10 protein-coding genes and 1 pseudogene are annotated in these 15,690 nt (G+C 70.0%); 3 read left to right on the forward strand and 8 right to left on the reverse strand.

Annotated features, from left to right (window positions below; genetic code table 11):
* The first annotated feature begins 187 nt into the window (after positions 1–187).
* Together ACZ6KF_RS30970 and ACZ6KF_RS30975 are read left to right on the forward strand one after the other, a co-directional pair.
* Complete coding sequence (locus ACZ6KF_RS30970) at positions 188–2,380, forward strand: RICIN domain-containing protein (protein WP_469241387.1); 2,193 nt, start codon at positions 188–190, stop codon at positions 2,378–2,380.
* Positions 2,381–2,478: 98 nt separating this feature from the next.
* On the forward strand, positions 2,479–3,510 hold the full coding sequence (locus tag ACZ6KF_RS30975) for a LacI family DNA-binding transcriptional regulator (RefSeq protein ID WP_356635208.1): 1,032 nt from the start codon (positions 2,479–2,481) through the stop codon (positions 3,508–3,510).
* 60 nt (positions 3,511–3,570) lie between these two features.
* Here ACZ6KF_RS30975 and ACZ6KF_RS30980 read toward each other — a convergent pair whose 3' ends face one another.
* The 4 genes from ACZ6KF_RS30980 to ACZ6KF_RS30995 form a co-directional block, all read right to left on the reverse strand.
* A complete protein-coding gene (locus ACZ6KF_RS30980; RefSeq protein WP_469241389.1) occupies positions 3,571–5,943 on the reverse strand; it encodes a glycoside hydrolase family 3 N-terminal domain-containing protein in 2,373 nt (790 codons plus the stop codon).
* Positions 5,944–6,022: 79 nt separating this feature from the next.
* Complete coding sequence (locus tag ACZ6KF_RS30985; RefSeq protein ID WP_469241412.1) at positions 6,023–6,922, reverse strand: carbohydrate ABC transporter permease; 900 nt, start codon at positions 6,920–6,922, stop codon at positions 6,023–6,025.
* Between the two features lie 11 nt (positions 6,923–6,933).
* Positions 6,934–7,785, reverse strand: a complete 852-nt coding sequence (locus ACZ6KF_RS30990) for a carbohydrate ABC transporter permease (protein ID WP_356635267.1) — start codon at positions 7,783–7,785, stop codon at positions 6,934–6,936.
* A 92-nt stretch (positions 7,786–7,877) separates the two neighbouring features.
* Positions 7,878–9,215, reverse strand: coding sequence for an extracellular solute-binding protein (locus tag ACZ6KF_RS30995; RefSeq protein ID WP_469179099.1), 1,338 nt, complete (start codon positions 9,213–9,215; stop codon positions 7,878–7,880).
* Between the two features lie 1,048 nt (positions 9,216–10,263).
* Here ACZ6KF_RS30995 and ACZ6KF_RS31000 point away from each other — a divergent pair.
* Positions 10,264–10,506: pseudogene (locus tag ACZ6KF_RS31000) on the forward strand (MMPL family transporter); the annotation flags it as partial.
* Here ACZ6KF_RS31000 and ACZ6KF_RS31005 read toward each other — a convergent pair.
* The 4 genes from ACZ6KF_RS31005 to ACZ6KF_RS31020 form a co-directional block, all read right to left on the reverse strand.
* A complete protein-coding gene (locus ACZ6KF_RS31005; protein WP_469241391.1) occupies positions 10,472–12,295 on the reverse strand; it encodes a glycoside hydrolase family 2 protein in 1,824 nt (607 codons plus the stop codon). The pseudogene ACZ6KF_RS31000 and the gene ACZ6KF_RS31005 overlap by 35 nt on opposite strands.
* Before the next feature lie 66 nt (positions 12,296–12,361).
* Entirely contained in the window at positions 12,362–13,255 is an 894-nt protein-coding gene (locus tag ACZ6KF_RS31010) for a carbohydrate ABC transporter permease (protein WP_469241393.1), read from the reverse strand.
* 2 nt (positions 13,256–13,257) lie between these two features.
* Positions 13,258–14,208: a carbohydrate ABC transporter permease gene (locus ACZ6KF_RS31015; RefSeq protein WP_469160380.1), complete on the reverse strand. Its 951-nt coding sequence runs from the start codon at positions 14,206–14,208 to the stop codon at positions 13,258–13,260.
* A 20-nt stretch (positions 14,209–14,228) separates the two neighbouring features.
* Complete coding sequence (locus ACZ6KF_RS31020; RefSeq protein ID WP_469160379.1) at positions 14,229–15,593, reverse strand: extracellular solute-binding protein; 1,365 nt, start codon at positions 15,591–15,593, stop codon at positions 14,229–14,231.
* Positions 15,594–15,690 lie beyond the last annotated feature (97 nt).

Here is a 15,690-nt window from a genome sequence, read left to right on the forward strand (position 1 = left end):
TAAACCGACCGGTGACACGGAGATGTCCCGTCCTGATACTTGCCACCAACCAGCGCGCGACTGGGAGGCGCACCGCCGCTTTCGCGCGCCCCTGGTGACATCCCGCCAGCCCGCAAGACGATTCCCGCGCGCATTCAGGCCGCCCAGGACGACGGCCCCGGCACGCGCATGCTAGAAGGAGCCGCAGTTGAGATCTGACTCGATACGCAAGACGTTCGCGGTGGCGACCGCCGCAGCAATAGCAGGGGCGCTCACCCTCACACTCGCGCCGAGCGCGTCGGCGTACCAGCCGGCCCCTGCCGACCTGTACGTGGCGCAGAGCCCGACCTGCAACAAGCGTCCCTGCGTGCTTTACCCGAAGTCGGCGCAGCTGCCGAGCGGCCGGATCGTGGCGGCGTTCGAGAACAGCCAGGGCGATCCGGTCGGGCAGACGATGCCGCTGTACAAGAGCGACGACCACGGCACGACCTGGCAGAAGCTCACCGACCTCAAGGCCCCGGCCTACCTCTCCAGTGATCCGCAGTACGCCAAGTACACGAGCAACTGGACCAACCCCTACCTCTATGTGCTCCCTCACGACGTGGGCAGCCTGAAGGCCGGCACCCTGCTCCTTGCGAGCGTCGTCTCGGGCGACGATTACTACTACAAGGAGCGCAAGGCCGCCGACCCCGACTGGCAGCCCACCGGCGACGGCGACCGCAAGGACGTGTCGATCGCCCTGTACGCCAGCACGGACGACGGCGCCACCTGGAGCTTCGAGAACATCATCGCCGCCGGCGGATGGCAGGGCGGCGGAGGCTCGAACCGCTCGGCCGCCAACACGAACAAGCAGCAGGACCCCGTCTGGGAGCCCTACCTGTACGCCCGGGGCGGCAAGCTGATCGCCTACTACTCCGACGAGAACGAGTTCACCGGCTTCGACACCACCACCGGGGTGCCCGCCCTGGCCCCGGACAACGACACGGCGACGGACCCCGGCCACCAGATCCTCGCACACAAGACCTGGGACGGCACCAGCACCTCCTGGAGCACGCCCGTGGTCGACGTGCCCGGCACGACCGTGGCCGTCAACGGCAGGAACCTGATCGGCGGCGGGCGCCCCGGTATGACGACCCTCGCCCCGACCACCGACGGCAAGTGGCTCATGACGTACGAGTACTGGGGCGGAGGTTCCAACGTCCGTTACCGGATGGGAGACGATCCGCTGAAGTTCCACGCCGCCCACGACGACGCCGTCGGCGAGCTGCCCGTCCCCTCCGGAGGCGGCCGGCTCGCGACGGGCGGCAGCCCCGTGCTCTCCGCGCTGGCCGACGGCCGGATCGTCTACAACGCCAGCGGCAGCGGCCACGTCTGGGTGAACGAGTCCGGCAGGAGCACCGGCACCTGGAAGGAGTACCGGACACCGGTCCCCGCCGGATACAGCCGCAACCTCCAGCACGTCGACGGCACCGGCCGGGTGCTGATCCTGCAGGCGTCCTGGGCGGGTGGAAGCATCGGCCCGGTCAAGTACGGCGAGGTGGACCTCGGGCACTCCGACGGTGATTACTACACCCTCGTCAACCGGAAGACCGGCCAGGCCCTCAGCCCTCAGTCACGCAAGACCCAGGACGCCGACCTCACCGGCGATGTTGCCGACCTGATCACGAACCCGGTGTCTGCGAGCGAGGACACCCAGCGCTGGCACCTCGCCGACAAGAGCGGCAAGGTGACGCTGCTCAACAAGGCCGGCGGCCGTGCCGCCGGGATCTGGGGCGGCGCCGCGACGGCCGGGGCGAGCCTCGCCCAGTGGGTCGACGACGGCGGCACCGACAAGCAGTGGACGCTCGTCCCCACCAGCGACGGCTACTACAAGCTCCGCTCCGTCGGGAACAGCAGCCTCTACATGAGCGGCACGACCGCCGGTGCGGCCGTCGACGTGCAGCCGGGGATCGATGCCTCCACGAACGCGTCCGCGGACGACGCGCAGGAATGGCGCCTCGTCCGCGAACCACTGCCGGTCGACTCCCCCTTCATTCTCAAGGGCGCCCACTCCAACCGTTGCCTGGATGTGCCGGACGGGCGCACCGGGGTACAGGTGCAGATCTTCGACTGCACCGGCAACGCCAACCAGGCCATCACTCAGACCGCCGCGGGGGAACTCCGTGTGGCCGGCAAGTGTCTCGCTGCCGAGGGTGACGGCACTGCCGCGGGCACCAAGGTCATCCTCTGGTCGTGCAACGGCAGGACCAGCCAGCAGTGGTCGTTCCGGCTGGACGGCTCGGTGATCAACCGCTCCAACGGTCTGGTGATCGACGTCGCCGGCTGGGGCACGGCCAACGGGTCCCCCGTGCAGCTGTGGCACGCCCTCGGCAACGACACCCAGCGGTGGAGCCGCGTCTAACACCGCCGCAGCGGGCGCCGCGGACTTGTCCGTCGGCGCCCGCTGCTGTTGGCTTACGCCCGAACGCCCGGTGCCGAGCCGGCGAAGGAAGCAGGACAGTGACTGTTCAGGACAAGGGACAGCTGGAGGCGCAGTACGGGCTGCTGACGAGCATCGCTCAAGAGGCGGGCGTGTCTCTCAGTACCGTCTCCAAGGTGGTGCACCGGCGCCGGGACGTGGGCCGCACGACCCGGGACCGGGTTGAGGAACTGCTGATCCGGCACGGGTACGTGCGCCCGTGGGAGCGGCACCCGGAGGTCCCGCGGCAGATCGTCGCGGTGTTCAGGGATCTTTCGGGCCCCTACACCCTGGAGGTTGTCCGCGGGATCGTCGACGCGGCCGGCGAACTCGGCGTGCACGTGGTCACCGGCACCACCAGCAGGCGCTCCGTGTCCCAGTGGTTCCAGGAGTGCGTGGCGCTGGGCGCCGCCGGGCTGATCATCGTGATCTCGATGCTGTCGGAGGACGACCAGCGCCGCATCATCGAGCAGGGGCTGCCGGTGGTTCTCGTCGATCCGCTCAGCGCTCCGTCGGCGGACATCCCGAGCATCGGGGTGACCAACTGGAGCGGGGCCAGGGACGCGGTGCAGTACCTCGTCGGCCTGGGCCACACCCGGATCGGCATGGTCGCCGGGCGCTCCCACTCGCTGGCCGGGGCGGCGCGTCTGCACGGCTACCGCGCCGCGCTGGAGGAGGCGGGCATCGGCTATGACCCGGCGCTCGTGCGCTCGACGGACTTCGACTACGACGAGGCGCTGGCCGCCACCCTGCACATCCTCGGCACCGAGCAGCCGCCCACGGCCATGTTCGCGGCCAGTGACGCGCAGGCGCTGGGCGTCCTGGAGGCGGCCCGGCAGCGGGGTCTGCGAGTCCCGGGCGAGCTGGCGGTCATGTCCTTCGACGACACCCTGGTGGCAGCCATGGCCAGCCCGCCGCTGAGCGCGGTGCGGCAGCCGTTCGAGGAGCTGGGGCGGGAGGCCACCCGGGTGCTGCTCCAGGTCGCCGACGGCCGCCCGCCCGCCTCCCCGCGCATGGAGCTGGCGACCAGCCTCGTCCTGCGGACCTCGACGGCCCCGCCCGGCGGCGGCTGAGGGCAGTGGAAGGGGGCGGCCGGCCACGAGGGGCCGACCGCCCTTGTCGCATGGTCCGGGTCAGCCGCGCACGACCGTCACCGGTACGCCGTGCCGGCGGACGACCGACGCGTCGCGCGTTCCGCCGGTCAGATGCACCACGGCTTCGGTGGGTGTGTCGGCGCTGGAGGAACCGGCCTGCAGGAGGATGTCGCCGGGCTCGACGATCCGGTGGCCGTCCAGCCCGGTGAAGGCGAGGCGGTCGGTGTGGACGTCGAAGCGGACGGTCGCCTCCTCGCCCGGCTCCAAGGAAACCTTCGCGAACCCCAGTAGCGCCCGCACCGGCCTGGTGACCTGGGCGAGCGGGTCGGTGAAGTACAGCTGAACCGTCTCGGCACCGGGGACCGCGCCGGTGTTGCGCACACGGACCGACGCCGTGAACCCTCCGTCGGTCGGCACACTGTCGTGGTCCACGGACAGCCCGTCGATCTCGAACGTGGTGTACGACAGCCCGTGTCCGAAGGGGAAGGCGGGCGTGGGGTCGAGGTTGGACAGCCAGCTCTGCCGGTCACCCAGGGGCGGGTGCAGATAGGTGTAGGGCTGTCCCGCCGGCGAGGTCGGGATCTGCACGGGCAGTCTGCCGCTGAAGTTCGCCGTGCCCGCCAGGAGTTCGGCGACCGCGCGTCCGCCCTCCTCCCCTGGCAGGAAGACCTGCACCGTGGCCGCCGCAGCGGCGGCGAACCGTCCCACCGCGTACGGGCGGCCGCTGTTGACCACCAGGACGACGGGTGTGTCCGTGGCGAGCACTGCCTCGGCCAGTTCCTCCTGGACGCCGGGCAGGCGCAGGTCTTCCACGTCGCAGCCCTCGCCGGAGGTGCCGATGCCGAACATGCCGGGCTTGTCGCCGACGACCAGGACGGTGAGGTCGGCCGCGGCACTCGCCGCCACCGCGGCCGCGATGCCCGAGCGGTCCTTCTCGCGGACCGGGCACCCCTGCTGAAACTCCCAGCGCACGCCCGGGAGTTGTTCGGCCAGCGCCGCCCGCAGCGACACTGCGTCGACGCCGTTGCCCAGGTCGTCGCGGTCGGAGAGGACGTGGTTGGGGAAGCTGTAACACCCGAACATGGTGCGTACGTCGTCGGCGCACGGGCCGATCAGGGCGATGCGTCCGGAGGACGGCAGAGGCAGGCTTCCGTCGTTCGACAGCAGGACGGCACTGGACCGGGCGACGGCACGGGCGAGTGCGCGGCTCTCCGGCTTGTCCAGCTCGAGTTCGCCGGCGCGCAGGGCGGCCGGGCGAGGATCCCAGTGCGCGTCGAGAAGTCCCAGCTCGACCTTCTGCCGCAGCACCCGGCGCACCGCCCGGTCGACGTCGGCCTCGTCGGCATCTCCGCGTCTCACGGCTTCGACGAGGGCGGTACCGAAGCCGCGCTGGTCGGGCAGTTCCACATCCATGCCCGCGTTGAGGGAGAGCGCACCGGCGCCTGACAGGTCGGCCGCCACCCGGTGGGCGTTCACCAGGAACGGCAGCGACCAGTAGTCGGAGACGACCGTCCCCTCGAAGCCCCACTGCTCCCTCAGGACGCTGGTCAGCAGCCACCGGCTGGCGGCGGGGGCCTCGCCGTCGATCTCGGCGTAGGAGTTCATGACGGAGCCCACGCCGGCGGCGACGAGCCGTTCGAAGGGCGGGAGGATGACGTCGGCCAGCTCGCGGCGCCCGATGTGCGCGGGCGCGTGGTTGCGCCCGCCCATGGAATCGGAGTAGCCGGCGAAATGCTTCAGTGTGGCGTACACCCCGGCGCTCTGCAGACCCAGGACGTATGCCTCGCCCATCTCGCCGACCAGGTGCGGGTCCTCGCCGTAGGTCTCCTCGCAGCGGCCCCAGCGGTAGTCGCGGACGACGTCGACGACCGGGGCGAGTCCCTGGTGGACGCCGGCCTCAGCCATGTCGGCGCCGATGGCCGCGCCGACCCGGCGGATCAGGTCCGGGTCGAAGGTGGCGGCCATGGCCAGGGAAGTGGGGTAGATCGTGGCGCCGTAGGCGGTGAAGCCGGTCAGGCACTCGTCGTGGGCCATGGCGGGGATGGCGAACCTGCTCTGCGCCATGATCTGCCGCTGGCGCTCCGCCAGGAGACGGGCGTGTTCCAGGGCAGGGCGGGGCACGGTGCCGTAGGGGCGGGTGAGCTGGCCCAGGCCGTGACGGGCGGTCTCGGTGAGCGGGCCGACGGGGGCGAAGAGGCTGGTGCCGGGGGCGACCTCCGGGCCGGCCGGCTCGACGTCCTCCCAGCTGCTGCTCAGCTGGGCGGCCTTCTCCTCCAGGGTGAGGCGGGCGAGCAGCGCCTCGACACGTTCGTCCGTCGGCAGGGCGGGGTCGGTCCAGGGCCGGCCGTCCGTAGCCCGCGGCGGGCTTGCACGGTTCGTCGGCGCGTCGTGGTCAGGAGTGGTGGTGCTCATTCGACTGCTCCTCGTGAGGGCTTCGGGCACGCCGAGGCGGGCCGGGCTGTGAGCCCGGCCGTCCTCCTCTCGGCATGCGCTACTTGGAGAATCCGGCGGTCAGTCCGGCGACCAGCTGCCGCCTGGCCAGGACGAACACCACCAGCATGGGAAGGGTGGACAGGACGACCGCGGCCATGGTCGCGGGCACGTCGATGCCGAACTGACCGCGGTAAAGGGTCAGGGCGAGTGGCAGCACGGCTTTGTCCCCGCTCTGGGTGAGGATCAGCGGGAAGAGGAAGCCGTTCCACACCTGGAGCGCGTCGTAGACAGCGACCGTCATCAGGGCGGGGCGTGCCATCGGCGCGGCGAGGGAGAACAGCATGCGCCAGTCGCCGGCGCCGTCGACGATCATCGCCTCGAACAGCGAGCGGGGGATGTCCCGGAGGAAGCTGACGAGGATCATCACCGTGACCGGCAGCGCGAACGCCGCCGAGGGCAGCACGATCGCGAGCAGGCTGTCGTACATCTGCATGCGGATGATCAGCAGGTAGACCGGGATGATGACCGCTTGCAGCGGGATGGCGAGGCCCAGCAGGTACAGCCGGAAGGACAGGCGGGACCAGGGGTTGGTGTAGCGGACGATGCAGAAGGAGGCCATCAGGGCGGTGACCACGGTGAGCGCGACGGTCGCGACCGTGACGACGACGCTGTTGAGCAGGTAGGTCGTGAAGTCGCCGTCGAGGACGGTCCGGTAGTTGTCGAGGGTGGGGTGGCCGGGCAGGGCCAGCGGACTGTCGCTGGTGAAGTCCGTGCGGTTGCGCAGGCTGGTCACGACCAGCCAGTACACGGGCACGACGACGAGCGCGGTCCACCCCAGTGCGGCGGCGCCGGACAGCGCGCGGCGCAGTGGCGTGCGGGTGCGCCGCGGGCGGGTGGAGGACGGCGCCGGGGACCGGGTGGCATGCTGCGGACCGCGTGCCCTGCGCGCCTTGGCCATGGTGGGGGTGGTCACAGGCCCTCCTGCTGGCTGTCCATCCGGGTGAAGCCGGACAGGCGGGTGGTGAGCAGCGACAGGGCGAGGCCGAAGACGACCAGGAGCGTGGCGAGCGCGCTGGCCCGGCCCATGTCGTGCGCCTGGAAACCCGTGATGTACATGGCCAGGGGCAGCACGCGAGTCGCGTCGCCCGGGCCGCCGGTGCCGCCGGACAGGACGAAGATCAGGTCGAAGTAGGTCAGTGAGCCCACCAGCATGAGCGTGCTCGACGTGACGAAGGTGTACTTCAGCTGGGGCAGCGTGATCCGCAGCAGGCGGGTCACCGGACCGGCGCCGTCGATGGCGGCGGCCTCGTACAGGGAAACGGGGATCTGCCGGATGCCGGCCTGGTACAGCAGGGCGTGGAACGGCACGAACTGCCAGGCGATCACGAAGATCACCGTGTAGAGGGCCAGCTCGGGCGAACCGAGCAGCGGACGGGCCAGCCAGTCCAGTCCCGGTGTGGAGCCGATGCCGAAGGAAGGATCGAGCAGGGCCTGCCAGGTCAGGCCGATAGCGACCGCGGACAGCAGCAGCGGGAGGAACCACAGCACGGCGAGGAAGGCGCGCGTCCGGCCGCGGGGGGCCTGGAAGAGACCCAGCGCCAGCGCCAGCGGTGTCTGGACCACCCAGCTGATCAGCATCACCTTGACGGTGAGCCACAGCGCTTGCCAGGTGGAGCCGTCAGTCAGGACGCCGCTCCAGTTGCCGAAGCCGTGCCAGCCGATGGATCCCAGGCCGTCCCAGCTGGTGAGGCTGAGTACCACGACGCCGCCGAGCGGGATCAGGCCGAACAGTCCGAACAGGATCAGGGCGGGCGCGGCCATCAGCAGGCCGCTGAGGCCGCGCCGCCCGCCACGCACCGCGTCCGGCCGTGTCCCGCGGGGCACGGGCGGACGCGTACGAGCGACCGCGGTCATTACTTCGCCGCCTCGCTCATGTTCTCGCCGAACTGCTCGGGCTTGATCTGTCCCAGCAGCGACTTGTCCACGTTGGTCAGCAGCGGGTCCGCCTGGTCCGAGGGCAGGTCCTGGTCCCAGGAGAGCTGGAAGTTGGGAGCACCCTCCACCAGGCCGTGGACGAAGGACAGCCACTTCCTGTCGTCGGCCGACTTCACCTGGGCGAGGCGGGAGTCCAGCTTGGTGACGGGCGGCACGCTGCCGGAGGTGATGTAGGCGTCGATCTGGTCCTCGTTCATGACGTAGTCCTTCAGATACGTCAGTGCCGCTTCCTTGTTCTTGCTCGCCGAGTTCAGCGACAGGAAGTTCGAGGGGTTGCCGACGATGTTCTTCGGATCGCCCGCGCCACCGGGCAGCGCCGGGAAGGCCATGTAGCCCAGGTCCTTCTTCACGAAGTCCGGTGCCGCCTTGACCAGGTTGGCGTACTCCCAGGTGCCCATCAGCTCCATGCCGGCCTTACCGGTGTAGAGCAGGGCAGTGGAGGCGCCCTGGTCGTAGTTGACGGAGGAGGCGTTGTCGCCGAAGGCGCCGGCCTCGGCGAGTTCCTGCAGGCGGGAGTTGGCCTTGGTGACCGCCGGGTCCTTCCAGACGGCCGTGTCTCCGGCTGCGATCTCCTGGAACACCTCGTGGCCGCCTTCGCGGTCGAGGAGGTACTCCAGGTGCATCAGGGTCGGCCACTTGGAGTTCGCCGCGAGGGAGATCGGGGTGACCCCGTCGTCCCTGAGCTTCTTCACGGCGCTCAGCAGGTCGTCGTAGGTCTTCGGCGGTTCGACGCCGGCGTCCTTGAGGACCTTCTTGTTGTAGAAGAGGACGACCGGAGCGAGCCCGTTGGCCGGGACGCCGTAGACCTCGCCCCCGAACTCGGCGCTCTGCAGCACGCTCGGCATGAACCGCAGCAGGTTGACCTGGCTGTCGGTCACGGCGTCGACCTTGCCCGCTTCCACGTAGTCGTTGAGTGCCCCGCCGCCCCAGTTGAAGAAGAGATCCGGGGCCTGGTTCGCGCCGAATGCCACGCGCAGCTTCTGCTTGTAGTCGTCGTTGGCGAACAGCCGCAGGTTGATCTTCTCGTCCGGGTGGTCCTTGTTGTAGGCGTCCACGGACTCCTTGAGGATCGTCTGGTCCGTCAGCGCCCACATCGTCAGGCCCTCGCCCGAGGAGGTAGTGGAAGGACCGGAGGACCCGCACGCGGCGAGGCTCAGGGCCGTCGCAGCGGCGGCCGCGGACACGACCGCGCGCCGCCACCTGATCCTCGTGGACGTGCGGTCGGCCACGTCACCGCGTTCCTGGTTCCTGTGCATGCTCTGCCTCTTTCTCTTCTGATGCGCTGTTCCTGCTGAGGAGTGCGACAGCTCGCACGAAAGGCTTTCGGATATGCGCGCTGCGGACACGTGCCTGATGGACCGGGACACTGGCACGGGTTTCACAGGCGGTACAAGACGATGAAAACCGTCGGTTACGAAAGACTTTCGCAAGGAGGGCGTCGAAGGCAGGGCACGGTCGTCCAGCGGCGCGAGAGGCTCCTGGACGTCAGGCACCATGGTCAGCGACCAGGCACGCGGGGTGCTGCTGGCGCTGGCCCGTTGGGGGGACTACGAGAACCACATCGTCTCCGGCCACGTGCGGCTTGGGAGCGCTTGCTGTCGAGAACATCGTCGCCGGCTCATCCAGTGGGAGGCCGGGTGGCCTTCGGTTTCTGGAACGGGGCCCCGGTGCTACCCCGCGGTCAATGCCCAGGCGATCCGCGGGCAGCTGCGCGACCTCCTGGCCGTGATGGCCCTGCAGCCCCAGGACTGGTGGACTCGCACGTTGAGGTGTCGTGTATTCGCTGGGCATTCACGACCTCGGTCACGACGAGTAGCTGGTTCAGGGCGGTTTTCCGCGAGCCAGGCGGGGACAGCGGAAAACCCGAGCTCAAGCGCACTTACCTTGTGTGATCGGCCGGAGCGTATCGGCTCCCGGTTTCTCCGGCTTCGGTGACCGGGCAGGTGATTGTCTTGTCGTGGTAGTCGAAGGCCATTGCGACGACAGGGGCCGGGGGTGTGGGGCGAGCTGTCGGATTGTGGAGGTCCGGCCGCGCTGCGGAGGGACGCCGATGGTCACGCAGGTGGGCCTGGAGGATGACCGGGTTCATCGGCTGTCCGGGCTGGCGGCCGGTGATCCGATGCTGGTGGCGTCAGGCGCCTTCGTACGCCCAGGCCGGCATCGCACCGTTCCGGCCCGGCTGCCCCCTGGTCGAGCGCGAGAGCATGCTGGGGCGCGGCGCGACGCCGGCAGGTTCCCGCTCCTGAGACGCAGGGCGCTGGGAGGAGTCACCCCGCCAGGCGTACGCGCAGGTATGCCGCGCGCCGCCAGGGCCGCCGTGCCCGGACTCGTCACCGAGGCGGCGTGATCACCTCCGCCCGCGTCCTCGCTGCGATCTTCGCCGCGCCGGGCGTCGTGCCCCTCGCCTTCCTCGTGCAGCTCGCCTTCATCGTCGCCTTCGGCGTCCTGCCGGACACCCTGCTGGTGTGGTCGCCCGGGCCGCCTGGGGCACAGGCGGTAGCGGCTGCCGTCGTCACTCCCGCTCCTGGTGCTCGATGGCCGCCGGCCGCAGTTGCGCCGCCCGGATGCGGTCGACGTCGAGCTTCGAGGCGCGGTCGAAGCGGTAGACGCCGTTCTGCTCCTGGAACACGTCGGTCAGCTGGGTGTAGCAGTAGCCGAACATGTTCGGGTCGCTCAGCAGCACCTCGACGAGGCCGCTGAACCGGGCGTGGAACTCCTCCTCGTCGCGGACCCGTTCCCCGTATCCCCAGGAGACGGTGCGGTCCTCGCCGGACCGCTCGGCAGCGGCCTCGGGGTCCCACCAGATGCCGCCGAACTCACTGACGAAGTACGGCTGACCGCGGTACGGCACCGAGTAGGGCGTGCCGCTCTCGTGGGAGTTGACGAACGGCTCGTCCTTGACGAGCCCCGACATCAGCTGCCGGAACGTCTCCGGGTCCTGCTCGTAGTTGTGGGAGTCGTAGACGTCGGTCTCCGCGACCCGGTGGGAGTAGCCGGACGCGTCGATGACCGGCCGGGTGGTGTCCATCGCCTTGGTGGCCAGGAACATCGCACGGGTCACGTCGTCGAGCTGGGTGATGCGGTCGTGGAGCTTCTGGTAGGTCTCGTTCAGCGGGCACCAGCCGATGATCGAGGGGTGGGAGTAGTCCCGTTCCAGCGCTTCCAGCCACTGGGCGACGTAGGAGGCGTCGGGTTTCTGGTTGTCACCGGAGGAGCCGCCCGTCTCGCAGCCCCAGTCCCCGAACTCGCCCCAGACCAGGTAGCCGAGGCGGTCGGCGTGGTAGAGGAAGCGCTCCTCGAAGACCTTCTGGTGCAGGCGCGCGCCGTTGAAGCCGGCGGCCATGGCGAGCTCGATGTCCCTCACCAGTGCCTCGTCGCTCGGCGCGGTCATCAGCCCGTCCGGGTACCAGCCCTGGTCGAGCACGAGACGCTGGAACACCGGACGTCCGTTGAGGGTCACGGCCTTGCCGCGCAGGCCCACGGCACGCAGCCCCGCGTAACTGCCCGCGCTGTCGGCCACCTGCCCGTCGGCGTCGAGGAGTTCGAGCCGCAGGTCGTACAGGAACGGGTCGCCGGGGCCCCACTCGCGCCGCCGCTCCTCCGGCACCGGCAGATGCAGACGCGGGGCGAGGTCCAGGTCGGCGCGTGCCTCGGCGCGGCTCACCTCGCCCTCGCCGTCGCTGAGAACGGCCCGCACCCGGTACCCCGGGCGGTTGCCGGACAGCGGCAGTTCGACGTGGAAGGCGGAGCCCGCGAGGTCGGGGGTGATGCGAGGGCGCCGCAGGTGCAGGTCAGGGACGGGCTCGAGCCAGACGGTCTGCCAGATGCCGGTCACCCGCGTGTAGTTGCAGTCGTGGTTGGCGTACTGGATCGCCTGCTTGCCCCGCGCCTGCGGTCCCGACTTGGCGTCGCGGGCCCGTACGGTGATCACCACCTCCTCACCTGCCCCGGCGATGTCACCGAGGTCGGCGGTGAAGGGCGTGAAGCCGCCGCGATGACGCGCCACCTCCTCGCCGTTGGCCCACACGGTCGTGTCGTGGTCGACGGCGCCGAAGTGCAGCAGCACGTGACGCCCGGCCCACTGAGCCGGCAGGGTGACGGCTCGCCGGTACCAGACGGCGTGCAGGAAGTCGGTTTCGCCGATGCCGGACAGCTCCGACTCGGGAGGGAAGGGGACCAGGATCTCCTCGCGCAACTCCCGGCCGAGCAGACCGCGTTCGAGGCCGCTGTCGCCCCGGTCGGTCTCGAACTGCCAGACGCCGTTGAGGTTGAGCCAGTCGCGCCGCACGAACTGCGGGCGCGGGTACTCCGGACGCGGGGCGGAGTGAGAGAGCACACAGACTCCAGTCGGATCGATGGGGGGCCAGGACGGCCGCGCCCGTGGACGAGCGAGGGGAGAAGGTCAGGAACCGCCGAGGCCGGTGGTGGCCACGGAGTCGACGATGCGTCGCTGGAAGAAGAGGAACACCACGATCAGCGGCAGCGCGGCGAGCAACGCGGACGCCATGGACTGCGCGTACTGGATGCCGTAGGCGTCCTTCACGGTGGCCAGGCCCACCGGAAGGGTCATCAGGTCGGAGTCGTTGGTGACGATGAAGGGCCACAGGAAGTTGTTCCACGCCCCGATGAACACGAAGATCGCCACGGCGGCCACGATCGGGCGCGACAGCGGCAGCACCACGGACAGGAACACCCGGAACTCCGAGGCGCCGTCGATGCGGGCGGCGTCCTGCAGTTCCCGGGGGATGCCGTCGAAGAAACGCTTGAGGATGAACACCATCATGGGCGCGACCACCTGCGGCAGGATCACCCCGGTATAGGTGTCCACCAGGTCGAACAGCAGCATCTGCTCGAACAGCGGCACCACGAGCAGCTGCGGCGGGATCATGATGGCCGCGACGGTGACACCGAGCAGGGCCCGGCGGCCACGGAACGTGCCGCGGGAGAAGCCGTACGCGGCGAGTGTGGAGACGGCGACCGTGATCACCGTGACCAGCGCCGCGATCAGGAAGCTGTTGAAGGCCCACAGGGTGACGTTGCCGCGCTCCAGGATCTGCCGGTACGCCTCCGCCGTGAACGCGCCCTTGAACGGAGACAGTCCGGGGGAGGCCACGTCCTGTTCGCTCTGCACGGACGTGGCGATCGCCCACACGAAGGGCACCAGCCAGACGGCCGCGAGGACGACGAGCGCGGTCCCGGCCAGCACGCGCGGCAACCGGCCGTGGCCGAGGAGGAGGGGTGAGCCGGCCGCTTCGCGGGGTGGCCGTGGGCGCGAGGTGGTGGAGATGGCGGACACGGTCAGTCCTCCCGGCGGAAGATGCGGAGCTGCACGAGCGAGACGACGATGACGAGCGCGAAGAAGAGATATGAGACGGCCGAGGCGTAGCCGAGCCGGTAGCCGGTGAAGCCGACGTCGTAGACGTACTCCAGGATCGGGCGGGTCGAGCCGTTGGGGCCGCCCTTGGTGAGGATGTAGATCTGGTCGAACACCTTGAGGGAGGCGAGGATCTGCAGCATCGCCACCAGCGCGGTGGTCCTGTGCAGCTGCGGCAGCGTGATCGACCACAGCCGTCGCCAGGCACCGGCGCCGTCCAGCGCGGCGGCCTCGTCGTAGGTCGACGGGAGGGACTGCAGCGCGGCGAGGTAGAGCAGGAAGTTGAAACCGATCGTCCACCAGACGGTGAGGGCGGCGATCGACCACATCGCCACGGACTCGTCGGAGAGCCAGCCGACGGGCTCGAGACCGAGCGCGCCGAGCAGCTGGTTGCCGAGGCCCAGGTCCGGCTGGTAGAGCCACGCCCAGATGAGGGTCACCACGGTCACCGGCAGCAGATACGGCGCGAAGAAGGCCAGCCGCCACGCCCACTGCCCGGCGATCCCACTGTGCACCAGCAGGGCCATGGCCAACGACACCAGCACCAGCGGGACGCTCGAAATCGCGGTGAACAACAGCGTGTTGCCGAGACTGCTCCACACGTCCGGGTCACCGAACGCCTCGGTGTAATTGTCGAAGCCGACGAACGCCGTCTCGCGCAGGGCGAGAGAGGTGTCGGTGAGGCTCATCCAGAGCCCGTGCACGACGGGCCACACCAGGAACAGGCCGAAGACGAGCAGGAACGGCAGGACGAAGACGAGTCCCGAACCCGATGTGGCGGTGATGCCGGCACGGCCCGTACGGAGACGGCCGCCCGGCCGTCGGATGCTCGCGTCGCCGGGCGCCTTCGTCCCCGGGGGTGCGGTGGTTGCCATGTGTACGCTCCTTGTCCTCGTCAGGCCACCGGGTTGGGCAGCCGCAGCAGCGCGTCCGCCTCGCGGACCATCTGGCGCACCGCCTTCTCGGCGGAGGTGTTGCCCAGCAGCGCCGACTGCAGCGGCTGGCACATCCGGTTCTGGAAGTTCGACCCGGACCCGGTGAACCAGTTGGGCGGGTCGAGGACCGCCACGTCGGCGGCGTCCGCGTACGAGGACTGCGGATCGAGCGCGGCGTACTCCGGTTCCTCCAGCACCGGTCGGTACGCCGGGATGTGACCGGCGGTGGCCCAGGTCAGGCTCCGCTTGACGATCTCCGCGACATACCGGTGGGCCTCGCGCCGCCGTGCCGGATCGGGGTCGTCCTGGTGCGGGAGGACGAAGGCATGGCTGTCGGTGTAGACGGCCGGCTTGCCGAAGACCTGGGGGAAGGACGCTGCACCGAGGGGGATGCCGGACTCCTTCAGCGTCGGCAGCTCCCATTCGCCCACCATGATCATGCCGCCGCGACCGCCGAGGAAGCCGGCCATCGCCCCGTTGTAGTCGAGGTTGTTGGGGTTGGTGCGGCCGTCGAACAGCTGCTGCATGAACGTCACGACGCGGACCGCGGCCTCGACGTCGATCTCCGGCGGCCCTCCGTCAGGGAGGGAGAGCGAGGCGCCGGTCTGCGCGTACAGAGCGGAGAACTGGCGCCAGCTCTGCGCCGTGTCGGTGACATGGCCGAACAGGACGCCCGACTTCCCGGTGGCCTCGGCCAGCGCCCTGCCCGCCTCCAGAAACGCCTCGGGCGAACCCATGGGCGCGAGTTCCCCGGCGGAGTCGAGGAGTCCGGCGCGGTCCGCCGCCTCCTTGTCGTAGAACACGATGAACGGGTGCACGTCCAGCGGGATCGCGTACACGATGCCGTCGTGCCGGGTCCGCGACCAGACCGCCGGCGTGAAGTCCCGCTCGGTCACGCCGAACTCGGCGAGCAGGTCCAGGTCGAAGGGGTCGAGCAGGCCGCCGGGGGCGTAGCCCGCCAGCCGGGACAGATGGAGCACGGCCACGTCGGAGGCGCGGCCTCCGGCGGCCGACATGGCGAGCTTGGTGTAGTAGGACGGGCCCCAGTCCAGGATCGTCCGGTCGATGTCGAAGCCCCTCGGGCCACTGGAGACGGCCTTGATCATGTCGTCCATCAGCAGACCGTCGCCGCCCTGGAACAGGTCCCAGACGCTCAGCGCGGAGGCGCCGGAGGCCGAGGCCGGTGTGGCGCAGCCGGACAGCGGTGCCGAGGCGAGCAGCGCACCGGCCGCGGCCATGCCATTGCGCATCAGCCGGCGGCGGGAGAGTCCGGGCGCGGGATCGGGCGAGCGCCCGGCTTCTGGGACAGGGGGTCGGAGAGTCATCACGGACCTTTCGACGGCCGGATACGCCTGAACGAGCTGGCGGTGGTCCACGGGCGAGGGTGTGGATCACTGCACAGGGCGGGTGGGGAAGTGCGGG

Source organism: Streptomyces sp. NPDC046379, assembly GCF_055587785.1.